A 24,220-nucleotide genomic window follows, 5' to 3' on the forward strand; every position below is an offset into this window, starting at 1 on the left:
ACTCCGTCATGCCAACCCAAAAAGCATAGCGTTACTTTAAGGACCATGAGTTTGAGAAAAATTGTCCAGCAACCCATCTTTAATATACTTCTTTCTATAAAAAGAGGCTTGGAAATCTTAACTTCAAGATTTCCAAGCCTTTTCTCTTTTTACTTCAGGATTTTTGTCCCAGTCTCAATGCTTTCTTTAAAACTCCTCGTGTTCATTCGGATCTTGTTTATCAATTCTTCCGTCTTCTCTAGTAAGAGAATCGATTTTCTTCATTTCGGCATCTGACAGCTCGAAGTCGAAAATATCCAGGTTGGACAGCTGGTGTTCAGTGCCGGAAGCTTTTGGAATAGGTATGACGCCATGCTGATAATGCCAGCGCAGCACTATTTGACCCGCGTCCTTATTTTTCTCCTTGGCTAATGTATTTAAAGTCTCATCCTGCAAAACAGTTCTCGCACGTGAGAGAGGGCTCCAGGCCTGAGTAACTATCTCGTTGTCTGAATTATATTTTCTGACTCTTTCCTGTGAAAAGTAAGGGTGCAGCTCAATCTGATTAATTACAGGTGTGACGCCTGTTTCTTTTTTGAGACGGTCGATATGTTCCGGTTCAAAATTGGATACACCAATTGAACGAACATAGCCGTTTTTTTGAGCTTGAATTAGCGCGCTCCAGGCCTCAACATATTTGTCCTGTCTCGGGTTTGGCCAGTGCAGAAGAAACAAATCGAAATAATCTAATCCTGTGCGGAACAATGATTCTTCTATAGAAGCAAGTGCTGTACTGTAATCATACAATCCGCCGCGCAGTTTTGAAGTAACGTAAATTTCTTCTCTCGGCAATGAACTGCGGCGTATACCTGCGCCGACAGCACCTTCGTTTTCATAACGGATGGCCGTATCAATCAAGCGGTAACCATTATGAAGAGCATTTTCAACGCTTTCAGCTCCTTTTTTACCAGTGATACCCGAAGTGCCGAATCCAATTGAAGGTATTTGGTAACCATCGTGAAGTTTATACATTGGAATATCCTTAGTCAAAATCATCATCCTTTTTTTAGTTTATCTGTACATTTTCTATTCTTCCCTCTTGCTGTATTTATAAACTACCTCTATTCTTCAGAATCTTCTTCCCGGCTTTCCTGATAACGGAGACGCTGACGATAACCGTAAGTACTTTCCTGAATAGTCTCTTTATCCTGGAAACCGGCCCCGATAGCGCCGGCAACTGTCGTCAGTGATGCCGCAAACCAGGCCAGTTCGAGATAGAATCTGACTCCTATATTTTCAACTTCTATAGTTGTTGCGATAAAGTCCGGCGGAAGCAATGTCGCTCCGGCTGTCAAGAATAGAAGATAGAGTAACAAGTAATAAAACAGCAGTGAGATAAATAAGGTGAGCAAGGTCGTGCTGTTATACAGCGAAGTCATGCGGCGGCTTTGTCCTTCCTTAAAGTTCTCCCACAAATCATGAGATACAATAATCCAGAGCAGCATTCCAAAAATGGAGAGCACCGAAATCGCTGCTAAACGCCATGTTGGAAACAGGTAGCTCAGATTCCACATCGTCGAGAAAATAATACCAAACGCGCCGGTAGCAAATGCTATAGCTGTAACTCCGCTTAAACTTTGCATCATGTTATAAGGATTATTGGCGAAAGTCATTCCGGTGACCAGTCTGAAAGTTCCTCCGGTTTTGGTATTCATATGAAATAAAAGATGTTTTGTTTCGGATTCCTCAAAGAAATCTTTTGCATACTGCAGTTTTGAGAAGGTGAACATATTATTTAAAGAGTGAATTTCCTCCTGAATTTCCGCTTCAATGTCATCACCGTTATCAATAATTTTCTTTATAATGCTGACAGTATTAATAATCGCGGTCTGAACTCTCTTTTTAAGCGGCCGCCACCCAAAAGCAGGAATAGACATCATAGCAATGCCATCGGAAGTATCTATATCAATGACTACTGGCTTATCATTATAAAATAAAGGCAGATCCGTAATACTGATTAAATAATCCCACTCGTTTTCTTGTAAATATTCTTCTGTTCTTGCGTATATCTTTTTTGAGAATTCAGTTTCACCGGTCAGGGGATCAACAATGATATCTATTTCCCAATCTTCATTTTCAGACAGCCGTTCTTTTAAATTATCGGCCAGCTCATCTTTAATTTTACTGGCGATATTTCTTGCCGTACCCGGCGCAGCGATTATACCCAAACGAGCCATAATATTCCTCCTGACTTTTTAATTAGATTCATCGTCTTCTTCATCATCTTCCTGTAATTGATTATAGCGGTATTGTTGACGGTAAGAATAAGTCACACTGCGAATTTTCTCCTCGCTTTCGGCAGTAGAACCCAGGGCGCCTGCCAATATACCGAGAGAAGTTGTAAACCATATCAGATTTACATAATTCATTACAGTGAAATCCGTATCAGCCTGTGTCCAGTCATTAAAGATTGCCGGCGGCACAAACATAGTAATCGATACCGTAAGAAGCAGGTAAAGAATAAAGTAGTTAATGACAGTAACAAACAAAAGTGTCATAAAGGTTGTAAGATTGTAGAGCCACCGGTAATGAACTGATGTTTTTGACGATTGCCCTTCCCATAATTTATGAGCATAAATTAACCAAAAGACCATCCCTATTACAGAGAACAGTGCTAACGTTATCAGACGCCAGGCATGGTAATCTATACTGAGCTGCCAAGGGGTGGAGAATATGGAAATGTATGTACCGGTCGCAAAAGCCAGCGATACCAGCGTTTTAAAATTAGTGACAATCGACCAGGGCTCATTCATATAGGTCATACCTAAAATAATTTTCAACCAGCCGATAACATATGAATTAATAATGTAGCGGTTGGTACTCTCGTTTTCTTCTACAGGTGTTTCAGGAGAGATATTCATCACCGTAGGCGTACTGAGCTTGCTGCTGTCGAATGCTGCACTGTCTACATTATATTGATAAAGATATTCGAGATGATGTATGAGCATCCGTTTTAATTTTCTTTTTAAAATTAAAAACCCGAGGGAAGGAAGAGAGAGCAGGGAGACTGACTTGTGGGAATCAAACTCCGATACAACAACTTTATGGTTGGATAAGCTCGGTAAATCGGTAATGCCGATTACATAATCCCATTTATTCCGCTCTTTTATATTAACCATTCTGTGAATCGTTTCATTAATATATTCAGAAGAACTCGTCAGAATACTTTCTTCACATTCAAATTTCCAGTCATAATCACTGTCTATGAACTCTTCGGCAAGCTTCGGCAGATCTTCAAGAATTTTATCAATCAGTACCCGCGGCATCCGGGGAGCTGGAATCAAACCAACAGTTAAAGAAGGCATAGAATTCTCCTTTCTGTAATCATTTAAGTAAAGCGCAACATTATCAGCTATTACCCTTTTTACCCTGTTTACAGACATATAAATTATATTTTTGCCATTTGTGAACAAAATCACATAATGTTTTAGCAGTTGCTCCATATTATCTGAAGATTCTAATGATATAATGAATTTAAGAAAGAAAATCATTTTGGAGGTAATACAATGGCAAAGCTGCAGAACAAAGTCGTCGTTATCACAGGTGGTATTTCAGGAATCGGCAAAGCATCAGCAGATTTATTTAAAGAAGAAGGAGCCAAATTAGTACTTGTAGATCTAGATGAAGAAAAAGGGAAAAAAGTTGCAGAAGAACTCGGCGGTGAGACTATTTTCGTGCAGGCAGATGTAACGAGTGAAGAAGACGCTAAAAGAGTATTTGATAAAACAGCAGAGAAATTCGGACGTATCGATATTCTGTTCAATAATGCGGGAATCGGGGCAACTAAACCGACACATGAAGTTTCTTATACAGAATACCGCAAGACTGTAAATGTCGACCTCGATGCAGTATTCTTATTCTCAAAACTCGCAATCGATTACTTCCGGGAGCAGGGAAGCGGAAATATTATTAACACAGCTTCCATGTATGGCTGGATTGGTGCAGCGGGTAATGCTGCTTATAACGCAGCGAAAGGCGGTGTCATTAACCTGACACGCTCGCTCGGTATCGAGTATGCTAAAGAAAATATCAGGGTAAACGCATTATGCCCAGGCTTCATTGATACACCGATTATTCCGGCAGAAATGAAGCAGTCTTTATCGAATATTACTCCAATCGGTCGTCTCGGTACATCTGAAGAGATGGCTAAAGCAGCCTTATTCCTGGCTTCGGATGACTCTTCGTTTATGACAGCAAATACTTTAACTGTCGACGGAGGATTTACAGCACAATAAATTATAACGGCAAAACAACGTCCACAGCAGTTTGCGGACGTTGTTTTTTAGTGCTTATCTTTAATTAATATAACGGTGTTTCATCAAGTCTTTCAGCATGGAAATTTCATATTTTAAACGTTTACCGATTTCTGTATCTCTGACTTTTTTACGTTTGAGTTCTTCATCGACGATTCTTCTGACCGCGAGTACATCAGATTCGTTTTCCAGCACTTTGTCTTTGGAGTTAAATTCCTGATGAGCCACCAGCTGCATGCCGTATGAATTAAACAGCAGCGTGTAGCCGGCAATACCTGTTGTCGACTGGTAAGCTTTGGAAAAACCGCCGTCGATAACAATCAGCTTGCCGTCGGCTTTAATGGGGTTTTCACCTTCTTTTTCTTTAACAGGTGTATGCCCGTTTATAATATGGCCTTCTTCAGGATCTAAATTGAACTCTTTTAAGAAAGTTTCTGCCATTTCGGGCTGTTCCCGTAAATAATAGTATGGGTTTTTTTCTTCTTTATGAGTTGCTTTGTCACTGATAAAGTATCTCTCAAAAGTTGTCATGGCACGTTTTCCGAACAGTGATGATTTTTTCCCGGTCCATAAGTACCAGATTAAATCCGTGGCAAGATCCTCGGTTTCATCGAGATCTGCAAATGCCCGGCGTAAATATTTTTCGAACTGATCGAGGAGTTCCCGGCCGTAATATACTTGACCATCGATTTCCATCCCTTCCATTTCACAGTCTTCCGTCACCGGAATACATCCGTGAATCAGCAGGTTACCGTTATAACGCAAGTAAAGATTACCTTTTTTCATCATGAAATTCATATGCCTTTTCAGTTTTTCTGATTGCTGCACTGATATAAGGAGCGTATTCATAACATCCATTTCTTCATCGGTAAGTGCCGCGGGATTATTAGGATCAACCGTTTGGAAGCACGTATTTTCAAGCGGGTAAACTTTACCGTCCACTATATATTCCATCGTGTCGTAATTAACATTTTCCAGTACCAGCCGGTCATTCATGTCGAAGTTCGGGCGCCTTTTAATAATCGGTGCTTCCAGCTTAAACTGGATAATCGATATAGCCTGCTGAACTTTTGTCATCTGGAGCTGTTCGTGTGCTGATAAAATTTTGTCAGATGTTTTTTTCGGGCGGAAGGCAGAATTATCATCATAATATTTTTCAGCGAGTGTAAAGAGCGGACGGAGATTAATACCATACGCATCTTCAATAATATCGAGATTATTGTAACGGGCACAGATACGTATAATATTTGCGAGACATACTTTGGAACCGGCATAAGCCCCGAGCCAGAGGACATCGTGATTTCCCCATTGAATATCGACAGAGTGATAGTCAATTAAAGTATCCATAATTTTATCGGGCTCGGGACCGCGGTCATATATATCACCGACAACGTGCAGATGGTCAACAACCAGCCTCTGAATGGTAAAAGAAAGACCGGTAATTAATTTGTTTGCCTGACCGAGTGCGATAATTTCGCTTAAAATACGATCGTAATATCTTTTTTTATTATCGTGCTCATCTTTCTTGTACAGCAGCTCCTCAATTATGTAAGCAAACTGCTGGGGCAGTGCTTTACGCAATTTGGAACGAGTATATTTTGAAGAAGAATGAGCGACAAGTTCTATCAGCTGTTCAATCTTAGCTTTATACCAGTCAGCCAGTTCATTTTTATCTGTAAACTGATTTGTAATCCGCTTTAATTTTTCTTCAGGATAATAAACGAGAGCAGCCAGTTCGCTGAGTTCAGATTCGGTCAGACGGCCTTTAAACATATCGTCAATTTTTACTTTGACGTTGCCGGAACCGTTTCTGAGCACGTGCTGGAAGGACTGGAATTCCCCGTGCAGATCACTCACAAAATGCTCAGTTCCTTTAGGCAATTCCAGAATAGATTCCAAATTTATAATTTCTGTCGCAACTTTTTCTTCTGAATTAAACTTTTCAGCGAGGAGCTGAAAGTAACGTGCTTTATAATCTGTATTATTGTTGTCCGATACACTCACTGATTAACACTCCTATTGTAAAATCTCATAATATCTCCATTATATCCATAACTGTATAAATGATAAATGATTTATCTCTTATGAAAAATGTTTGCTTGTAAAAATAACAGGATATTATATGAATAACAAGTCGAAGGGAGAGCTTACAGTGAAAATTAAAATATTTGGCTTGCTGCTGGCTTCGAGTCTGGTTTTAGCAGCATGCGGCAACGAGGAAGAATCTGCTAATGAAGATACAACGGAAACTGAAGGCGGTCCGATAACTGACGAGGAAACAACTGATGAGGATCAGGAAACAAGCACAGACTACGGCGGCACGGACAAAGACGCTGCGACGGAAGAAAATACTGAAGACGGTAACAAGGACAGCGGTGATGAGTCGGACGAAGAAACTTCTGCAGACCCGTCAGGATCGAGCGATCCTAACAGTAATACATCTGAAGAAGCTGAAAGTACTGAAACAGAAGGCACATCAAATGATAACAGTGACAGCAGTTCTAGTTCTGAAGCCGGCTCTGAAACAATAGCGCTGGAAGACATCAGCTTAACTGCAGACGATGCTATTTCTCTTGCTGAAGGAGAAGCTGAAGGTGATCTCCATGAGATTTCTTTCGAGAATGAGGGGAATGGATGGGTTTATAAAGTAGATTTAAATAACGGCAGCGAAGAATCTGAAGTCGTAGTCGATCATGACACAGAAGAAATCGTTGATGTCAGAACTGAACAGGAAGACGATGATGATAACGATGATCAGAATGACGTTGTCGATTACGGTTCATTAAACGAAGCATATGATGCTATCGATGAAGCAATTGCCGATCTCGGCGGTGGTGAAGTTAGAGAATGGTCTTTAAGTATGGATGACGGAGTAGCTGAATACGACATCGATCTTATTTACGAAAATCAGAAATATGAATACACAATTGATGCGGAAAGCTTAGAAATTCTTAATAGCGAACAGGATGACTAAATTAAGAAGTACTTTTAAGTCTATAAAAAGACGCCCCGAAAACAGGGCGTCTTTTTATCTTGAGACATTCAGCATTGCGGTCTGTCTTTCTTTATATAGTTTAAACAGCACGTTATGACTTGGTTTCTCAACGTAATGGCGTATAAGATGTGCAAGCACAAGACTGATACCAAGCGGTACGACGAGAAAGACTTCGTGTACATAGCCTAGAGATTCGAGTTTTTGAATAATGACATAACCGATATTCTGATGAATTAAATACAGCGGAAAAGATAAGGCGCCGAGATAAACAAGCGTATCTGACTTCAGCCACTGCATTTTATTGTTCAGTACCAGGTAAAAGACTGCGATGAAAAATACAGTAAAGAGGCCATTTGTGAAACCTTCAAATGAAAAATCGTAAATAAGGGACAGAGCAATCATCAAATGATATTTTAAATGGCTGCCGTGCTGCCATATATAATAAAACATAATTCCGATAATGAACATCTGACAGTAATTGGACATTGAAAACTTCTCAATCAGTGCTGTTGTCTCAGTGCCTGCAAGACCATTTGTAATTTGTATCAGTGCAGAAGCGGCGAGCCAGACACCGGTAAACAGCATCACTCTTCGTTGCAGATTGAAAATCAGGAGCAGTGCCATTAACAGATAGAATGTCAATTCCACGCGCAGTGACCAGTACACGCCATCGACATTCTTAACACCGAAGAAGTCCTGAAACATTGTCATGTTAATAAACATATCAGCAACCCCCGCTTTAAGGGTATCGACAGAAGATATTCCAACTACGATGAAGGTGACGATAATCGCAAAAATGTAAGTAGGATACAGCCGGATTGCTCTTTTCGTTAAGAAGTCAGGTGTCGATTTTACTTTCAGAACCGACATGTAAATAACGAATCCGCTGATGATAAAAAATAATTGAACGCCGTAATGTCCGAACGACAGTATATCTATATAATTTTCTTTTATATGTCCAAACTTTTCATCATAAAAAACAATGTAGTGGTAAAGCACGACGACAATGGCCGCGATACCTCTCAATGCATCAATTTCAGTAAATCTTTTCTTTTCAGCCATTATGATACCCCTCATAGTCCGGCAGATTTTTATATGTTCTCTGCGTATTTTGCGGTGTTTCCAATGATTGAATCACTATATATCATCAGCGGGAGAAAATTCAAATAAAAAGCGGCTGAGTGAAAAAAGGGATGAATATAAATATATTCAACACAAATAATCCATGCATTAGTTTCCCAAAAGAGTCTAATGCACGGATTTTAACTGTGTTTTATGAAATGTTTTATCTTCTTAAAGTTCTTTGTTCCTATGCAGAAATCATTCTATTAATCATTCTGTTCTTTTTTCTTAGTAACATAACTCAGTAAATCAAGCATGATTCTAGCAGCAGTTTGACCAGTCATACCGGTTAAATCATATTGAGGTGCAACTTCAACCAAATCAAATGCAATAACTTCTCCATGATTTGAAATAGCTTTTAACAACTCATTTACTTCGTCATAGTACAAACCGCCTGGAGAAGGTGTTCCTGTTCCTGGAGCAACTGATGGGTCGATACCATCTATATCAATTGTAATATAGTATTTTTCTCCTTTAGGCAATAACTCCAAAAGACCTTCAATGCCTTTTTCGCGCATTTTATTTGGTGATAAAATCGTCGCTCCATATTCTCTGGCTGCATCGACATCTTCTTTCAGACTGCTGCTGATACCCCTGATACCAAACTGGAATATATCTTTAACATGTTCCAGTTCTGATAATCGTCTAATACAGTTACCGTGTCCGTAACGCATACCTGAACGATGATCAGCCCAGTCGAGATGTGCATCTATTTGAATTACATGGAAAGGGCCTAATTTTTCTAATCCTTTGCCGACAGGCGCAGTAATAGAATGATCTCCACCAATTACAACAGGCATTGCGCCTTTATCCACAATTTTACGAATTGCTTCTTCAGTATTGTCGTGTGATTGCATAATATCACCATGTATAATGTCGACATCCCCGCAATCCACTACATTCCATCTCGGGCCCAAATAAGTAATATCATTTTCAATATCATATGCACCATCTAAACCAAAGCTGTATAAAGTAGAGCCTTCCCGGACGGCTCGAGGTCCCATTCTTGCACCAGATCTCCATTGAGTCCCCATATCATTCGGGACACCTATGACTGCTACATCTGCGTCGAGTTCATCTAAGTCTGCACATACCGGATATTTACCAAAAGTCGTGATGCCTGTAAAAGGCAGATTTAAAAATTGTTTTTCATCAGGATTAACCATAATAATTTCCTCCAATATTTAACCATTAGTTTATTTTACTCGTTGCGAGTATAGGTTTAGTTTTAAGGCCTTCTTCCGGACTCATTGTTTTAGCTACAATCCAAATTGACACAGCTCCGAAAGCCAATGCTGTGAACATGCCGCCAGAAGCGGCGAGATGAATATTTGAAGTTACGGCTTCCACAGTTCCATATACAGCTGTTGATATAGCCAGGCCAAACGAGTAACCGAGCGAGCTGGCCATTTTGTAGATGCCTGAAGCGACTCCTACTTTATCGTTACTAATATGAACGACTGAAGTATCAAGGGATGGTGTTGCATACATTCCAATACCTATTCCAGCGATTAGGAAGCCGATGAAAACTACGATGACATAAAGTATGTCAGGTAGAAATGTCATTGCGGCTAAGCTCATACCTATAGCGGCAATAAAAATTGCCCAAAGCATAGGTTTTCTTGCGCCGATTTTTTGAAGCATACGCTCACCGACACGTATCATTATCAGTAAAGCGACTATATTTCCAATAGTCAAAAGTCCAGTTTCAAATGCCGAAAATCCTCTTGCTATTTGAACATATGTGTTTGCTACTACTATAGTGGCTGCGATGCCGTTTTGCAGAAAATTGGAAGTTACAGCTCCGGTGTAAGGACGTGATTTAAATAAATTGAAATCGATAAATTGGAATTTACGTTGTTTCTCATACATGAAAAATATAACTGCTAATATTAAAGTAACAATCATCAAACCGATAATAATTGGACTGAACCAGCCGAACTCCTGCCCCTGCGTAATTACAATATTGACACCGAGAAGTAAGAAGATAAAAATTGCGAACCCAATATAATCAAAAGGTTGTTTCTTGTAATCGTTCACTTTACTTTCTTCGATATCGCGGAGAATCCACATCGAGATAAGGGCAACAATTATCGAGAATATAAAAATCCATCTCCAGTCCATGTATGTCGCAACAAGACCGCCTGCTAGCGTAGCTACGCCGCCTCCTCCCCATGAGCCGAAGGACCAGTAGCTTAATGCACGCTGTCTGTCAGTTTCATTAAAGGCTGTTTTAATAAGGGCAATGGTAGCGGGCATGATAAATGCAGCGGAAATCCCTTGTATTGCCCTGCCTATGATAAGAAGTGAAGGCCCCTGTGCAATAATTACTAAAAAACTTCCTAAAATACTTAAACCCAGCCCGAAAAAAGTCATTTTTTTACGACCTGAACGGTCGGAAAGACCTCCTGCCACTACGATGAACAAACCGGAAAATAAGGAAGTCAAGCTTGTGGAGATATTTAATGTACCAAGCGAAACGTCCATGTCTGCCGTCATAGCGGGAAGAATGTTAATCATAGATTGAGCAAACATCCAAAACGTTAAAACAGCCAGAACAATACCGACAATATATAAGTTAGCTTTTTTGTTAGTTGATGAAATTTTCAACCACCCCTTAGTATTTGAAAAACTGATTATCCGTTATGTAAGCGCTTAATAGGATAACTTTAGTGTAAATGATACAATTATATTTTAAAAATATATAATTTTTATAGAACTATAAATAATATTTATATTAAATGAGGAGAATTTGTAGTGGATATTAAACAGTTGCGTTATTTTCATGAAATAGTTAAACACGGAAAGGTCAGTAGAGCAGCGAATTCATTATATGTTTCCCAGCCGTCACTCAGTATGTCTTTAAGCAAGTTAGAAAATGAAATCGGTTTTAAACTATTAGAACGTAATGATGGCACTTTTAAGCTTACAGATGCCGGAGCGGAGTTTTATAAACATGTAAAACTGGTGCTATCAATTTTCGAAAATATGGAAGATGAAGTTGAATATATTGGTAAAAGAGGCAGCGGACAATTGAAAATGGGTATTACAGAACTTTTCAGAGCTGTAATACCGGAATTATTTGATATATTTCTCGAGAGCAATAATAACTTCGACATTAAATTAACTGAAGGAACGACTTCGCATATCATAGATCAGCTGCGTATGCATCAGCTTCATTTTGGCTTAACAACCTTAAGTTACTTAGACGAAGATATGGAATCAATATATTTAGGCCCGAATATTCATTCACTCCTCGTTCACAGAGACCTTTCTCTATCGGAGATGAACAATGTCAGCCTCCAGAATTATCAGAATCACACTTTAATTTTCAGCGAAGGATCATATGAGTTAAATGAATTTCTTCATAAAAATAATCTGAAATTCAGAAATGTCATTAGGGTGGATACTATAGGCACCGCAGTCCGTTTAGTAAAAAAAGGACTTGGAATAGCAGTTATGCCAGAACTTTATGCGAGTAACTATACAGACGATGATGTAACGAGTGTTTCTTTAGATTATGATTTAAAAGGTCCTGATTTATATCTGTCATATATGAAAAACAGGTATTTTACGTCGGATATTGAAAAGTTTATAAATGTGACAAAAGAATATCTGGAAAATTAAGAAAGGGAGTGCATAACATTATGTACTCCCCTTTTTCCGTAACGCCTATCGTTACTTTATTTTATTCAAAACAGTGCGATAGCCGTCACTGCCGTAATCAAGGCAGCGTTTCACCCGTGATACAGTGGCGCTCGATGCTCCTGTTTCTTCCTGAACTTTAGAATACGTTTTGCCTTCATCGATAAGCTTTGCGACCTGAAATCTCTGCTTTAATGCCACAAGTTCATTGGATGTGCAAATATCATCGAAAAACTTATAGCATTCTTCTTTCGTCTCAAGTGACAGAATTCCGTCGAACAGATCGTCGAGTTCCTGACCTTTTAATTTATCTATTTGCATAGCCTCAGCTCCGTATAAATAAGATAACAATACTTTAACATACTAAAGCGGTAAAGAAAATGGTTGTGTATATTAAATATCTTTGTTACTATTTTATTTATTGGTAATTCTTTATCTCGCTAAAGTGTTAAAGGAGAGTAATTATGACAAACAACAAATTCATTTTGCAACGGCTCGCTCTTGGACAAAAATATCTGGAGCAGCTTGATGATTCAGGGTACACCCTGGTTGATATGAATATGATAGAACCTTTTTCAATCGATGATAAATATCATCATCCGACAAGTGTAGTTTTTGAAAGAAATAATGCAATGTACGCCATTCGCAGTGACTGGACAAGGACGCTGCTGAATTTCAACAGCAACTTTTATTCAGATGACAAGCGTTTCGGTTATTTTGGGCCTGTTGTCAGAGAGAATGAATCATTCTATCAGGCGGGTGTAGAAATTTATAAGGCAGCGGAAAAGGATATTATCGAAGCGCTGTTAATGCATATGAATTTTGTTGAAGAATGTGCAGAAACACAAATCAAAACACTCGTTATAAATAATGATCAGCTGATTGATTTATTTATTGAAAAATATAAGCTTCCTGATTCAGTGCGCCAGCTCATTTATACAAAGAACATTTCGGAGCTGCGTCAGCAGCTCGGTAAAGATCATGATTTGTATAAGATTATGAGTGCCAAGGTAAGTGATCAGTTTAAGATGGTGAGTGAGATTTTCGGCGATAAGGAAGTTATGCAGGCAATTACTCATTTAAAAGCAAAGATTTCATCAGAAGATAGAAAATTCATTTTGGATTTATCATTCCGTTCGCCTCAAAATTACTATAACGGTTTGTATTTTCAGGCATTTTTAAATTCTAACTCACCGATATTAAGCGGCGGGCAATATAACAGCAATGCATTCGGCATTGCGTTAAATCTCACAGACGGAGGTCTTTTATGATTACAGTAGCATTATCCAAAGGACGTTTGTTTGATGATTTTGTTTCTTATTTAGAGAAATATGAACTTTATAAATACAGCAAGGTACTGAAAGATGAATCACGCGCGCTCTATACGATTGTGGATAATATCCGCTTCATTTTTGCAAAAGGACCGGATGTGCCTGTCTATGTCGAACGCGGGGTTGCAGATATCGGTATTGTCGGCAGTGACATTATTGAAGAAGAGGTGTTCAGCTATTTAAATGTATCTGAACTGCCTTTCGGAAAATGTCATTTTGCGCTGGCGGGTCCGCCGGATGTAGAACATTTTAATACTGTAGCTTCTAAATATACTAATATTGCCCGTAACTATTTCAACGGACAGCAGCAGCCGGTGTCGCTGATTCACCTTAATGGTTCAGTAGAACTCGCGCCGATACTCGGACTGGCAGACGGTATTGTGGATATTGTACAGACAGGGAATACTTTACGTGATAATGGTCTGCTTGAGTATGAAAGAATTCTCGATGTACAGGCGCGTCTGATTGCGAATAAGCAGACGTTCTATACGAAGGAAGACAGCATCTATGAATTTTTAAGTGAAATTGGAGTGATTGGATGAACGCGGAAACCTTTAAACAGATATTTACAAGTGAGGACAGCACAGATAAAGAAAACATAGATAATGTTCTGTCTATAATTGAAGATGTGAAGCAGAACAAAGATGAAGCCTTAAAGAAATATACAGCACAGTTTGACGGGCGGGAGCTAGATGATTTTAAAGTGCCCGAGGAAAAACTGAAAAACAGTTTTGATAATTTAAGTGAAGAAGAAAAGAATGCGCTGGGTCTTATTAAAAAACGCATTGCTGATTACCAGCAGTCGATAAAATATAAGGATTTCGAGGATGGAGAGTTTTCCTATGTCTACCATCCCCTGGAACGGATTGGCATTTACATTCCGGGAGGTACAGCGTTATATCCTTCAAGTGTACTTATGTCAGCAGTTCCTGCAGCAGTGGCAGGGGTGGAGAATATCGTTGCTGTAACGCCGACTTTCGACGATGAAAATATTACTTTCGCTTCACTTTACATTGCAGGCGTTACAGAAGTGTATACGGTGGGAGGCGCTCAGGCTGTCGCGGCGCTGGCTTACGGAACAGAAACTATTGCGAAAGTAGATAAGATTGTCGGCCCCGGTAATAAGTATGTTGCACTGGCAAAAAAACAGGTATTTGGAGATGTCGGTATCGACATGATCGCGGGACCGAGTGAAATCCTTCTGTACGTCGATAATTCTGCAGATTATACAGCAGTCGCGTATGATATTTTCGCCCAGGCTGAGCACGATGTAAATGCAAGGACCTTCCTCATAACAGAATCACAGGATGTGATTGACGGTATCCAACTTGAAGTCGATCGCCTGATTGACTCGCAGACACGAGCAGATGTCATCCAAAAATCGCTCGAAAATAATCACTATCAGATTATTGACAGCAGGAAAAAGCTTATAGAAATTATTAACTTTATCGCTCCGGAACACGTATCAATTCAGCACCGGGATGAAGAAGATATTGCCCGTGCAATACGCTATGCAGGTGCGGTTTTTATCGGTAAATACTCACCGGAAGCAATCGGCGACTATGCAGCGGGACCCTCACATGTATTACCGACAAATCAGACAGGCCGTTTCAGTCACGGTTTGAATGTAAATGATTTTCTGACAAGTCATGCAGTGATAAATCTAAAAGAGGGAACATACAGTAATATCGCAGGAGCTGCGAAAACAATCGCAAAAAAAGAAGGGCTCGATGCCCATTATGAATCATTAAATATTAGAACGGAGCGGTAAAATGATCAGTATGGACAGAAATACCTCACCAAAGTCGCCTCTCTCAAAGGAACAGATTCTTGAGGCGGTAAATAGCACCGATATTGAATTGTACCCGGAAGAAGAACTCGGACGTTTTAAAGAATTATACGCAAAACAAAACGGATTTTCGGCAGAGAACATTGAAGTGGCGAACGGCTCGGATGAATGGCTGCAAAAAATTATTATGACGCTGGGAAAGAATGGTGTAATGTCGCTCAGTCCGGATTTTGTAATGTATCAGACCTACTCAAACCAGGTCGGATACCGTTATTATTCTGTACCGGCGCGTGAAGATTACTCATTTGATTATGAACTTGCAGTAAATGAAATTAAGGCTAAAAAGCCATCTGTATTTTTTATTTCAAATCCGCATAATCCGACAGGTGTACTGCTGCCAAGTCATTTTATAAAAGAACTCGCTGATGCAATGAAGTCTGTTGGAGGATATCTGGTCATTGATGAAGCATATGGGGAATTTGCTCTGGAGCGCCCAATTCCCGAAGGGGACCATATTATAATTGTGCGGACAATGAGTAAAGTATATGGTCTTGCAGGACTCAGAATCGGTATCGCGATTGCGACAGGAAAAACTTATGAAGCGATTACGCGAATTAATCACCCGTATCCTTTAAATGGCCTGACACTTAATCTCGGAAGCGCACTGCTCAGCGATCAGAAGCGGCTGAACGAATGGTTCGAATACCAGAAAGACCTGCAGAAATCACTTGCTGATGCATTTGAAACAGTCCGCCGTCATATTAAAATTAAACCTACACATACGAACTTTGTGTTTATATACGGTGATAAAGCCCGGGATTTATATGAATATCTTTATCAAAATGGGTACAGGGGCAGAGTGTATGATGATGCGAATCTTAAAAATGCAGCCCGATTTTCAATTGTTCATGAAAAAGAGTATCCAAAACTGAAAGAACTTATTACGAAGTGGGGTGAGTCTCATGACTAAGTACAGTAAAGACAGGGAAACCAAAGAAACCAAAATAAGCATCGAAATAGATGACGAACGAAATTTTAAAGAATCTGAAATAGAAACGGGTCTCGGTTTTTTTGACCATATGCTGACACTGTTCAGTTTTCACTCGGAGCTGTATGTCAATATTAAGGCCGAGGGGGATTTACATATCGACGGGCATCATACTGTTGAGGATATCGGTATCGTCCTCGGACAGCTTTTGAGAGAGCTGTACGCTGAAAAAGAAAGCTATCAGAGATACGGATCGATGTATCTGCCGATGGATGAATCACTTGCACGTGTAGTGCTGGATTTATCTGGAAGACCACATCTCAGCTTTAATGCGGTTATATCGAGAGATAAGGTAGGGGATTTCGATACGGAACTCACAGAAGAGTTCTTTAGCGCTGTCGCTATGAATTCAAGAATGACGCTCCATATTGATTTACTAAAATCAGGAAATTCGCATCACGAAATAGAGGCAATATTTAAAGGCTTTGCACGCAGTTTGAAGCTTGCACTGCAGCCGTCAAAAAGCGGTATTCCGTCCTCGAAAGGCGTAATTGAGTAATTACTGGCAGACAGATAAAACAGTACGGGAAAAGGGAGTTTTAACATGAATATTATTCCTGCGATAGATTTAATTGACGGTCAGAATGTCCGTTTATCACAAGGAGATTACGCGAAAAAATCACAGATGAAAAGAACACCTGAAGAAGCATTGGAGTTTTATGCGGGCTTTGAATCGGTAACGAGAATTCATGTTGTTGATCTGATGGGTGCTTTAAAACAGGAAGCACTGGAATCGAATCTTGTTAGGAAGCTTGCAGAACTATCTTCACTGCCGCTCGAAATAGGCGGGGGACTGCGTTCGCTTGAAACGATTGAGCAGTATCATGACATGGGTGTTGAATATTTTATTCTCGGTACCCGTGCAATTGTTGATGTGCCATGGCTGACTGAAGCGGTTAAAAAATTTCCCGGGAAAATATTCGTGGGTGTGGATGCAAAAGAAGATGATATTTACATTAATGGCTGGACAGAAAACAGCGGCATTAAAACTGATGACTATTTAGAAGAGATAGAAACGCTGGATCTTGCAGGGGTTATTTATACAGATATAAATAAAGACGGTATGGGACTCGGTCCGAACTTTGAAAATACAGCGAGGATCAATAATATGACCCGTCATAAAGTAGTCGCAAGCGGCGGCATTAGAAATAAAGCGGATTTCGATAAGCTGGAAAGTCTGGGGATAACAGAGGCAATTGTCGGAAAATCCAGTCACACCGAAGAGTTTTGGGAGGGAATTAAATGACAGTGAAAAAAATAATACCATGTCTCGATGTTAAAGACGGTGCTGTAGTCAAAGGCGTTAATTTTGTAGATTTGCAGCATATTGGGAAACCCTCAGAGCTGGCAAAAAGATATAACGAAGAAGGCGCAGATGAACTCGTCTTTCTCGATATATCTAAAACGCAGGAAGGGCACGGACTGATGCTGGATGCAATTCGGGAAACAGCAAAAGAACTGTCGATTCCCCTGACAATAGGCGGCGGCATTAAAACAGTAAAAGATATTGAACAGTTGCTCGAAGCAGGAGCAGACAAAGTCAGCATCAACTCCGCCGCACTGAAAAATCCTGAGTTTATCCGTGAAGCAGTTGAAGAATTCGGCAACGAACGTATTGTACTTGCTGTGGATGTAAAATACAGCAATGACTTGGAAGACTATTATGTATACACGCACGGCGGAACAAAAAGAGCCGATAAAAAAGCATCGGACTGGATTGAGGAATGTGAAGCTCTTAGTGCCGGGTCACTGCTGATTACAAGTATGGACCACGACGGCGTGAAGAATGGATTTGATATCGAATTCCTTGAGCAGGCAGCAAAGACTGTCAGTATTCCGGTTATTGCAAGCGGCGGTGCCGGAAGCATTGGTCATTTTACGGAACTATTCAAGAAAACAGAAGTATCAGCCGGGCTTGCAGCATCTATATTTCACAGAGAAGAAGTTAAGATCGGTGAATTAAAACAGGAACTCGCTGACAATGGAATTGAGGTGCGTTTGTAATGGAACCGGATTTCAGTAAAAATAACGGTTTATTATCAGTAATACTGCAGGATACGGCAACAAAACAAGTACTGATGAATGGTTTTATGAACGAAGAAGCATTTGAGAAGACGAAGGCAGATCAAGTAGCATGGTTTTACTCGCGTTCGAAAGAACGCTTATGGAAAAAAGGAGAAACGAGCGGCAACACACAGGAAGTTATCTCGATGAAGCTGGACTGCGATCAGGATGCACTTCTGCTTGAAGTGAAGCCGCAGGGTCCAACCTGTCACACAGGAACAAAAAGCTGTTTTGGCGACGACTACTTCAGTCTTCAAACCTTGGAACGTACCGTACAGGAAAAGATGCATAACCCTGAGGAAGGTTCTTATACTAAGTACTTAATCGATAAAGGCACAGATAAAATTTTGAAAAAATGCGGCGAAGAAATGACCGAAGTGATTATCGCGGCGAAAAATAAAGATAAGCATGAGCTTACCGACGAGACGAGTGACTTACTTTATCATTTGCTTGTTATGCTTAATAATGAGGGTATATCGCTGCAGGATGTTGAGAATAAACTCGAAGAAAGACACGGGAAAAAACAAGAATACAGCATACGCGATGAAATTCAAAAATGGTAAATAAATAGAGTGGATAAATCGGGAAGATGATATTCTTTCCGGTTTTTTGCTTTCCTTCAATTCTATGTGCTCATAAAAATAAGAAGACCGCTGAAAATTTATCGAAATAAAATTTTCAGCGGTCATTTATCATTTATTTCTTTTTTCGTACTGAAATAATGACTTCGTCACTATCGAACATACGCCGGCAAATTTTTCTTGCATCGATTTGATCACGTGCGCAGATTTCCTGTGTTGCGATCCTGTTATCTTTCTTTACAGTAACCTCAAAGCGCTTCGTACCGCATCTCATAAATTATTCATCCTTAATAATTTTTATAATAATCTCCATTTACTTCTCTCTGATTTCATATGAATATTTCAGCTGATTGATAATCATGATGAGACCGAGGAGTATAATACTGAAAATTTGTGATTCTTCTGTGATAATTGAATAAAAAATCATCAGAATCATTGCGAAAAACAACAGAGCAGACGTGAGAGCGCCTGAAGTGTACAGTGCTTTCGCCATCACAAATAATTCACCTTCGTCTGTAGCAGCCAGCAGTTTTTGATTGTATTTCTTTTCGCCGGGTTCCGGTAAATTTCTATCCGGATAAACGATGTTGATAAGGGCTGAGGCCCGAATACTCATATACAGAGAAATAAACACCAATATCACCGTCAGTACGATAAGCCAAGGATTTTCTGCGGCCATGGTTTGGATGGCAAGTGACATGAATGAAAGTATCAATGATACAGAAGTCATTACAGTAATAACATTGAATGAGTTATAGCTGTATGCGTCGAATTCATCGTCAGTCATATTTCGGTTTTTATCTTTTGTTAAGCTGATTAAATTTCTGCGTCGTATAAATGCGTATAAAAGCAGGCCGATTATTATTATAATCATCACGATACTCAGCCAGAAGTACACATCGTCAAGCGTACCGCCTATGTTTCGTCCGTAAAGCAGTTCGAGTGTCAAATAACCCGCTGCAAAGCCGATCACAGCGTACAGCAGCATTTTTAAGATGGTTTTCATTTATAACTCCTCCTCATCGAAGATAAAAATATTCTCGATTGGTTCGTTAAATATATTAGCCATTCGTTTAGCAATTAAAAGGGACGGGATATATTCTTCGCGCTCAATCAAGCTGATGGTCTGCCGGGATACTTTGGCGAGTTTTGCGAGCTGGGTCTGGTTTAAACTGTCCCTCGCGCGCAGTTCACGCAATCTTGTTTTCATAGCTTCACCTTCGCTTTGTTTTAGTTATCTATATTTTTCTTATTTATAATGTAACATATATTTGTTATATTGACAACTTTACTTGTCAATATAATAAATAAACTAGTCAAAAATATAAAAAACATAATATTGTTGATTTTACAGCACCAATGAATTTAGCAGCAATTTTATAATAGATAAGATATAAATTTTTACGAAGCCGATGAACGAGAAGGAGTAATACTATGTTTTTAGCATGGAATGAAATGATAAGAAATAAGCTGAAGTTCAGTTTAATTATCGGAGTCCTTGTGATGATCAGCTACCTGCTGTTTTTATTATCTGGACTGGCAAGCGGTTTAATGGATATGAATAGAGAAGCTGTGGATCAATGGGAAGCAGATGCAATCATTTTAAATGATGAAGCAAACCAGACAATTCAGCAGTCTATGATAGCGGAAGATGATGTCGAAAACCTTTTTGAGGAACAGGCAACATTGAAACAGCATTCAGTTATTGCATCAAACGGCGATATTGAAGAGAATGCTTTTGTTTTCGGAATAGAAGAAGATTCATTCCTCCTTCCGGAACTCACAGAAGGTGAGCAAGCTGAAAAAGAAAATGAAGTCGTGGCAGACTATTCATTAAAAGAAACAGGTTTTGAAGTCGGGGACGAACTGACATTGTCAAACAGTGATGAAGTACTGACGCTCACCGGCTTTACTGAAAGTGCTAAATACAGTGCATCATCAGTATTATTTACGGATAATAAAACAATCGAAAAACTGAATCCGATGCTGAGTGAAGATATCATTAATGCTTTGGTTATCCGTGATGCTGATTGGCAGGATAGTGAAGTTAATGATGAACTTGAAGTGCTGGAAATTGAAGAATTTATAGAAAGTCTTCCAGGTTATACAGCTCAAAGCTTAACGCTGAACTTTATGATTATCTTCCTGTTTGTAATATCTGCAGCAGTAATCGGCATCTTCTTATATGTGCTGACACTCCAGAAAACGAGTCTGTTTGGTGTGTTAAAGGCACAGGGCTTTTCAAACGGTTATCTTGCAAGAACGGTACTGGCACAAACATTTATTATTGCAGTAATAGGAACTGTAATCGGTTTGGGATTAACATTCCTTACAGGACTGTTCCTGCCTCCAGCAGTACCGGTTGAGTTTAATTATTTAACGATGATTATTTATATGGTTGTCCTTATTGCAGTTGCGATGCTTGGAAGTTTATTTTCAGTCATCAGCGTGCGGAAAGTCGATCCGTTAAAAGCGATTGGATAGGAGGAGAAAATAATGCTTAAATTTGAAAATGTTATAAAATCATTCAAAGATGGCGACCAGACGATAGAAGCGGTCAAAAACACATCGATTACTTTTAATAAAGGGGAATGTATCGCAATTATCGGACCTTCAGGTTCAGGGAAAAGTACTTTCTTAACCATTGCAGGTGCACTTCAAACGCCGACCGAAGGTGATGTTAAAATTAACGGCCAAAGTATTTCAGGAATGAATAGTAAGGAACTCGCGCACTTGAGATTGAATGAAATCGGATTTATTTTGCAGGCGAGTAATTTGGTACCTTTCCTTTCAGTTAAACAGCAGTTTCAGCTCTTAAAAAAATCAAAAAAAGATGTGATGGCTGACAGTGAACTGGATGAATTGTTTGAAAAGCTGTCTTTAAAAAAAGTGAAGGACCAGCTGCCGAGTGAAATATCAGGCGGTCAGAAACAGCGTGTAGCTATTGCGAAATCATTATATACTAATCCGAGCATTATATTGGCAGATGAACCTACAGCTTCTTTAGATACGGAAAATGCACTGAAAGTAATGCAGATTCTAAAAGAAGAAACAGAGCAGCGTATGAAAACATGTATTATCGTTACTCATGATGAACGTCTAACTGAGTATTGTGATGCAGTTTATAAAATGACAGATGGTATATTAGAAAAACAAGATTAAAATGAAAACACATTCTGAATTTTAGAATGTGTTTTTAAATTTAAAGAGGTGAATAAATTGGGCTTTGTCTATTTAGCCGGTGCGATTATATCAGAAGTATTCGGTTCCAGCATGATGAAAATAACAGCTGTGAACAATTCTAAAAAAGCGATTATCGGTGTTGCGGCAGGCTATGTTCTGGCATTTTATCTGCTGTCGCTGGCGTTATTAACCTTACCGCTGAGTTTTGCTTACGCAGCATGGAGCGGTGTCGGCACGATGCTGACTGCAATCATTGGTTTTGCCATATTTAAAGAAGAAATCAAAGCCACGACGGTCATCGGAATTATTATTTTGATTATCGGTCTGATTTTGATGAGAGTATAGGAGGACGCGGAAATGAGAGCAATATTATTTTTAATGGGTGCAATAGTGTTCGAAGTCACGGGGACAACAATGCTGAATTTATCGGACGGCTTTACGAACATCGTGCCGACGGTTATTATGTTTATCTGTTTCGGATTATCATTTACATTTTTAATCGGCGCGCTTAAAACCATTCCGTTAAGTATCGCTTACAGCGTGTGGGCAGGAATCGGTACAGCGGGAGCAGGAATTATCGGAGTATTTTTATTTAATGAACAGCTGTCTGCAGTAAATATTATCGGTTTATGCGTCATTATACTCGGTGTCATTATAATGAATATTTCTAAAAAAGATAAGGAAGAAACTGCGCAGTAAAAAAGGATAACGACTCAGGGTCTGAACTGTAACCCGAATAATAGACAGCTTATAAAAAGCGTCTCTTATTCGGGTTTTTCTATGCCCTAAAGATTATCTTGTTTATACTTAAATAAACTATCTGTACGGAGGGCTATCATGGCTAGACATTTTACGTCTTTTGAAATTAAAGAACTGGAACAAAACCCAAATGTATTGAGGGTATCTGATCGATCTATTACGTATCATCCAGAATTTAAAATACGCGCGGTAGACGCACATGAACAAGGCTTTAGTCCCACACAAATCTTCCTCGATCATGGATTTGATTTGTCTGTCGTGGGTAAAGAACAACCAAGCCGATGCTTGTCACGATGGCGTCAAACATATGCGCAATACGGACAAAGCGGTTTGGAACGTGACCAGCGTGGAAAAGGCGCTTCAGGTCGTCCGACGAATAAAGCACTGAACAGTGATGAGAAATTAAAGAAAGCTGAAGCACGGATTAAATATTTGGAAGCTGAAAATGATTTTCTAAAAAAGCTCGAGATGAAAGAAAGGCAGGCGAAACAAAACCGTCGCAGTTAAAACCACGTGAGACTTATGAATTAATAGAGATGGTTTGCCGGAACCATCAACTCAAAAATATGATTACTTACCTGTGTATGCTGGGAGAGGTGTCGAGAAGTGGCTATTATGCTTGGAAAAATAATGAAGCAAACAGATCCGTTAGACAAATCAATGACGAAGCAGACATTGTTCTCATTAAGAAAATCTATAATGCTGAGAAAGGTAAAGTCGGTGCCTTACAAATTAAAATAATCTTAGACAATGATTATCATATTATTATGAATCACAAAAAGATTAGACGACTGATGAAAAAATATAATCTAGTGGCACGCATTCGTAGAGTGAATCCTTATAAATTAATGATGAAAGCAACGCAGGAACATAAAACGTGTAAAAACTTGTTGAAACGTGAGTTTGACCAAGGAGAGCCAGGTAAGGTCCTGTTAACTGATATCACTTACTTGTATTACGGTAAAGGTCAGAAAGCATATTTATCCTGCGTGAAAGATGGTGCGACTCGAGAGATTGTGGCGCATGTGGTCACCACATCATTGAAAATGAACATCGTGTACCGGACTTTAAAACAACTCTCCAATACCGTGGATGAGTTTCATCCAGAAGCACTCATTCATTCCGACCAAGGCTTCCACTATACCCATCCGGAGTTCCAGTCTAAAGTGAAACAAATGGGATTGGTACAATCCATGTCGCGTCGGGGGAACTGCTGGGACAATGCTTCAATGGAATCATTCTTCGGGACTTTCAAAGATTGGGTCGATTATAAATCTTGTGAATCCTTAGACGAACTCAAACATCAAACAAATGAATATATTAATAAGTATAATAATGAGCGCTATCAATGGGGACTAAATAAGATGACCCCGGCACAATACCGGGGTCATCTACTCACAGCGTAACGCTT

The 24,220-nt window shown here is 39.5% G+C and carries 26 protein-coding genes; 16 read left to right on the top strand and 10 right to left on the bottom strand.

What is annotated here, in order from left to right; translation table 11 throughout:
• Positions 1–186: 186 nt before the first annotated feature.
• From MHH58_RS01070 to MHH58_RS01080, 3 genes are all read right to left on the bottom strand, one after another.
• On the bottom strand, positions 187–1,032 hold the full coding sequence (locus MHH58_RS01070; RefSeq protein ID WP_341346076.1) for an aldo/keto reductase: 846 nt from the start codon (positions 1,030–1,032) through the stop codon (positions 187–189).
• Positions 1,033–1,100: 68 nt separating this feature from the next.
• Positions 1,101–2,216, bottom strand: coding sequence for a 5,10-methylene-tetrahydrofolate dehydrogenase (locus MHH58_RS01075; protein ID WP_341344783.1), 1,116 nt, complete (start codon positions 2,214–2,216; stop codon positions 1,101–1,103).
• A gap of 18 nt (positions 2,217–2,234) precedes the next feature.
• Positions 2,235–3,422, bottom strand: coding sequence for a hypothetical protein (locus MHH58_RS01080; protein ID WP_341344784.1), 1,188 nt, complete (start codon positions 3,420–3,422; stop codon positions 2,235–2,237).
• 123 nt (positions 3,423–3,545) lie between these two features.
• Here MHH58_RS01080 and MHH58_RS01085 point away from each other — a divergent pair, with 123 nt between their 5' ends.
• Positions 3,546–4,274 carry an SDR family NAD(P)-dependent oxidoreductase gene (locus MHH58_RS01085; protein ID WP_341344785.1) on the top strand — a complete coding sequence of 243 codons (729 nt, stop codon included), beginning with the start codon at positions 3,546–3,548 and terminating at the stop codon, positions 4,272–4,274.
• A gap of 60 nt (positions 4,275–4,334) precedes the next feature.
• Here the strand turns inward: MHH58_RS01085 and MHH58_RS01090 are convergent, their stop codons facing one another.
• On the bottom strand, positions 4,335–6,296 hold the full coding sequence (locus MHH58_RS01090; protein ID WP_341344786.1) for a fructose-1,6-bisphosphatase: 1,962 nt from the start codon (positions 6,294–6,296) through the stop codon (positions 4,335–4,337).
• Between the two features lie 148 nt (positions 6,297–6,444).
• On the opposite strand from MHH58_RS01090, the gene MHH58_RS01095 reads away from it, so the two are divergent.
• Positions 6,445–7,266, top strand: coding sequence for a PepSY domain-containing protein (locus MHH58_RS01095; RefSeq protein WP_341344787.1), 822 nt, complete (start codon positions 6,445–6,447; stop codon positions 7,264–7,266).
• A gap of 54 nt (positions 7,267–7,320) precedes the next feature.
• Here the strand turns inward: MHH58_RS01095 and MHH58_RS01100 are convergent, their stop codons facing one another.
• The 3 genes from MHH58_RS01100 to MHH58_RS01110 form a co-directional block, all read right to left on the bottom strand.
• A complete protein-coding gene (locus tag MHH58_RS01100; RefSeq protein ID WP_341344788.1) occupies positions 7,321–8,349 on the bottom strand; it encodes an acyltransferase family protein in 1,029 nt (342 codons plus the stop codon).
• A 266-nt stretch (positions 8,350–8,615) separates the two neighbouring features.
• Complete coding sequence (gene speB, locus MHH58_RS01105; RefSeq protein ID WP_135097707.1) at positions 8,616–9,575, bottom strand: agmatinase; 960 nt, start codon at positions 9,573–9,575, stop codon at positions 8,616–8,618.
• Positions 9,576–9,600: 25 nt separating this feature from the next.
• On the bottom strand, positions 9,601–11,019 hold the full coding sequence (locus MHH58_RS01110) for an MFS transporter (RefSeq protein WP_445922968.1): 1,419 nt from the start codon (positions 11,017–11,019) through the stop codon (positions 9,601–9,603).
• 147 nt (positions 11,020–11,166) lie between these two features.
• Here MHH58_RS01110 and MHH58_RS01115 point away from each other — a divergent pair, with 147 nt between their 5' ends.
• A complete protein-coding gene (locus tag MHH58_RS01115; RefSeq protein WP_341344789.1) occupies positions 11,167–12,036 on the top strand; it encodes a LysR family transcriptional regulator in 870 nt (289 codons plus the stop codon).
• 51 nt (positions 12,037–12,087) lie between these two features.
• On the opposite strand, the gene MHH58_RS01120 is transcribed toward MHH58_RS01115, so the two are convergent.
• Positions 12,088–12,375 carry a YerC/YecD family TrpR-related protein gene (locus tag MHH58_RS01120; RefSeq protein WP_115884926.1) on the bottom strand — a complete coding sequence of 96 codons (288 nt, stop codon included), beginning with the start codon at positions 12,373–12,375 and terminating at the stop codon, positions 12,088–12,090.
• 143 nt (positions 12,376–12,518) lie between these two features.
• Between MHH58_RS01120 and MHH58_RS01125 the strand changes: the two genes are divergently transcribed.
• From MHH58_RS01125 to hisIE, 8 genes are read left to right on the top strand one after another with little or no spacing between them, the layout of a single operon-like run.
• On the top strand, positions 12,519–13,325 hold the full coding sequence (locus MHH58_RS01125; protein ID WP_341344790.1) for an ATP phosphoribosyltransferase regulatory subunit: 807 nt from the start codon (positions 12,519–12,521) through the stop codon (positions 13,323–13,325).
• Entirely contained in the window at positions 13,322–13,927 is a 606-nt protein-coding gene (gene hisG, locus MHH58_RS01130) for an ATP phosphoribosyltransferase (protein ID WP_135097717.1), read from the top strand. The genes MHH58_RS01125 and hisG overlap by 4 nt, the downstream gene beginning before the upstream one ends.
• Positions 13,924–15,156, top strand: a complete 1,233-nt coding sequence (gene hisD, locus MHH58_RS01135; RefSeq protein ID WP_341344791.1) for a histidinol dehydrogenase — start codon at positions 13,924–13,926, stop codon at positions 15,154–15,156. The genes hisG and hisD overlap by 4 nt, the downstream gene beginning before the upstream one ends.
• 10 nt (positions 15,157–15,166) lie before the next feature.
• On the top strand, positions 15,167–16,144 hold the full coding sequence (locus MHH58_RS01140) for a pyridoxal phosphate-dependent aminotransferase (RefSeq protein WP_341344792.1): 978 nt from the start codon (positions 15,167–15,169) through the stop codon (positions 16,142–16,144).
• Complete coding sequence (gene hisB / locus MHH58_RS01145) at positions 16,137–16,721, top strand: imidazoleglycerol-phosphate dehydratase HisB (protein WP_341344793.1); 585 nt, start codon at positions 16,137–16,139, stop codon at positions 16,719–16,721. The genes MHH58_RS01140 and hisB overlap by 8 nt, the downstream gene beginning before the upstream one ends.
• Positions 16,722–16,766: 45 nt before the next feature.
• Entirely contained in the window at positions 16,767–17,468 is a 702-nt protein-coding gene (locus tag MHH58_RS01150) for a HisA/HisF-related TIM barrel protein (protein WP_341344794.1), read from the top strand.
• A complete protein-coding gene (hisF, locus tag MHH58_RS01155) occupies positions 17,465–18,226 on the top strand; it encodes an imidazole glycerol phosphate synthase subunit HisF (RefSeq protein ID WP_341344795.1) in 762 nt (253 codons plus the stop codon). Before MHH58_RS01150 ends, hisF begins: the two co-directional genes overlap by 4 nt.
• The gene (hisIE, locus tag MHH58_RS01160; protein ID WP_341344796.1) at positions 18,226–18,849 is read left to right on the top strand and encodes a bifunctional phosphoribosyl-AMP cyclohydrolase/phosphoribosyl-ATP diphosphatase HisIE; all 624 of its coding nucleotides are present in this window, start codon (positions 18,226–18,228) and stop codon (positions 18,847–18,849) included. Before hisF ends, hisIE begins: the two co-directional genes overlap by 1 nt.
• Before the next feature lie 331 nt (positions 18,850–19,180).
• Here the strand turns inward: hisIE and MHH58_RS01165 are convergent, their stop codons facing one another.
• Positions 19,181–19,873: a DUF3169 family protein gene (locus tag MHH58_RS01165; protein WP_341344797.1), complete on the bottom strand. Its 693-nt coding sequence runs from the start codon at positions 19,871–19,873 to the stop codon at positions 19,181–19,183.
• Positions 19,874–20,077, bottom strand: a complete 204-nt coding sequence (locus MHH58_RS01170; RefSeq protein ID WP_135097738.1) for a helix-turn-helix transcriptional regulator — start codon at positions 20,075–20,077, stop codon at positions 19,874–19,876.
• Between the two features lie 224 nt (positions 20,078–20,301).
• On the opposite strand from MHH58_RS01170, the gene MHH58_RS01175 reads away from it, so the two are divergent.
• The 5 genes from MHH58_RS01175 to MHH58_RS01195 all read left to right on the top strand — a co-directional run bounded on the left by MHH58_RS01175 (position 20,302) and on the right by MHH58_RS01195 (position 24,215).
• Positions 20,302–21,351 (top strand): ABC transporter permease, encoded by a 1,050-nt coding sequence (locus MHH58_RS01175; RefSeq protein WP_341344798.1) that lies wholly within the window; start codon positions 20,302–20,304, stop codon positions 21,349–21,351.
• 12 nt (positions 21,352–21,363) lie between these two features.
• Entirely contained in the window at positions 21,364–22,029 is a 666-nt protein-coding gene (locus MHH58_RS01180) for an ABC transporter ATP-binding protein (protein ID WP_135097741.1), read from the top strand.
• A gap of 48 nt (positions 22,030–22,077) precedes the next feature.
• On the top strand, positions 22,078–22,395 hold the full coding sequence (locus MHH58_RS01185) for an SMR family transporter (protein WP_318272291.1): 318 nt from the start codon (positions 22,078–22,080) through the stop codon (positions 22,393–22,395).
• A 12-nt stretch (positions 22,396–22,407) separates the two neighbouring features.
• A complete protein-coding gene (locus MHH58_RS01190; protein ID WP_115884912.1) occupies positions 22,408–22,749 on the top strand; it encodes a DMT family transporter in 342 nt (113 codons plus the stop codon).
• A gap of 138 nt (positions 22,750–22,887) precedes the next feature.
• Positions 22,888–24,215, top strand: a protein-coding gene (locus MHH58_RS01195; protein WP_341344799.1) for an IS3 family transposase whose coding sequence is annotated in 2 segments (ribosomal slippage) — positions 22,888–23,263 and positions 23,263–24,215 — 1,329 coding nt in all. Because the reading frame shifts where the segments join, the coding sequence is not laid out codon by codon here.
• Positions 24,216–24,220 lie beyond the last annotated feature (5 nt).

Origin of the sequence: Jeotgalicoccus sp. FSL K6-3177 (genome assembly GCF_038050175.1) — a bacterium.
GTDB classification, from domain to species: domain Bacteria; phylum Bacillota; class Bacilli; order Staphylococcales; family Salinicoccaceae; genus Jeotgalicoccus; species Jeotgalicoccus nanhaiensis.

Bases quoted from the DNA above. Each gene is read 5' to 3' on its own strand.
- MHH58_RS01075 (WP_341344783.1), bottom strand. From the start codon at position 2,216: ATGGCTCGTTTGGGTATAATCGCTGCGCCGGGTACGGCAAGAAATATC.
- MHH58_RS01080 (WP_341344784.1), bottom strand. From the start codon at position 3,422: ATGTCTGTAAACAGGGTAAAAAGGGTAATAGCTGATAATGTTGCGCTT.
- MHH58_RS01085 (WP_341344785.1), top strand. From the start codon at position 3,546: ATGGCAAAGCTGCAGAACAAAGTCGTCGTTATCACAGGTGGTATTTCA.
- MHH58_RS01100 (WP_341344788.1), bottom strand. From the start codon at position 8,349: ATGGCTGAAAAGAAAAGATTTACTGAAATTGATGCATTGAGAGGTATC.
- speB (WP_135097707.1), bottom strand. From the start codon at position 9,575: ATGGTTAATCCTGATGAAAAACAATTTTTAAATCTGCCTTTTACAGGC.
- MHH58_RS01120 (WP_115884926.1), bottom strand. From the start codon at position 12,375: ATGCAAATAGATAAATTAAAAGGTCAGGAACTCGACGATCTGTTCGAC.
- MHH58_RS01125 (WP_341344790.1), top strand. From the start codon at position 12,519: ATGACAAACAACAAATTCATTTTGCAACGGCTCGCTCTTGGACAAAAA.
- hisG (WP_135097717.1), top strand. From the start codon at position 13,322: ATGATTACAGTAGCATTATCCAAAGGACGTTTGTTTGATGATTTTGTT.
- hisD (WP_341344791.1), top strand. From the start codon at position 13,924: ATGAACGCGGAAACCTTTAAACAGATATTTACAAGTGAGGACAGCACA.
- MHH58_RS01140 (WP_341344792.1), top strand. From the start codon at position 15,167: ATGGACAGAAATACCTCACCAAAGTCGCCTCTCTCAAAGGAACAGATT.
- hisB (WP_341344793.1), top strand. From the start codon at position 16,137: ATGACTAAGTACAGTAAAGACAGGGAAACCAAAGAAACCAAAATAAGC.
- MHH58_RS01150 (WP_341344794.1), top strand. From the start codon at position 16,767: ATGAATATTATTCCTGCGATAGATTTAATTGACGGTCAGAATGTCCGT.
- hisF (WP_341344795.1), top strand. From the start codon at position 17,465: ATGACAGTGAAAAAAATAATACCATGTCTCGATGTTAAAGACGGTGCT.
- hisIE (WP_341344796.1), top strand. From the start codon at position 18,226: ATGGAACCGGATTTCAGTAAAAATAACGGTTTATTATCAGTAATACTG.
- MHH58_RS01165 (WP_341344797.1), bottom strand. From the start codon at position 19,873: ATGAAAACCATCTTAAAAATGCTGCTGTACGCTGTGATCGGCTTTGCA.
- MHH58_RS01170 (WP_135097738.1), bottom strand. From the start codon at position 20,077: ATGAAAACAAGATTGCGTGAACTGCGCGCGAGGGACAGTTTAAACCAG.
- MHH58_RS01175 (WP_341344798.1), top strand. From the start codon at position 20,302: ATGTTTTTAGCATGGAATGAAATGATAAGAAATAAGCTGAAGTTCAGT.
- MHH58_RS01180 (WP_135097741.1), top strand. From the start codon at position 21,364: ATGCTTAAATTTGAAAATGTTATAAAATCATTCAAAGATGGCGACCAG.
- MHH58_RS01190 (WP_115884912.1), top strand. From the start codon at position 22,408: ATGAGAGCAATATTATTTTTAATGGGTGCAATAGTGTTCGAAGTCACG.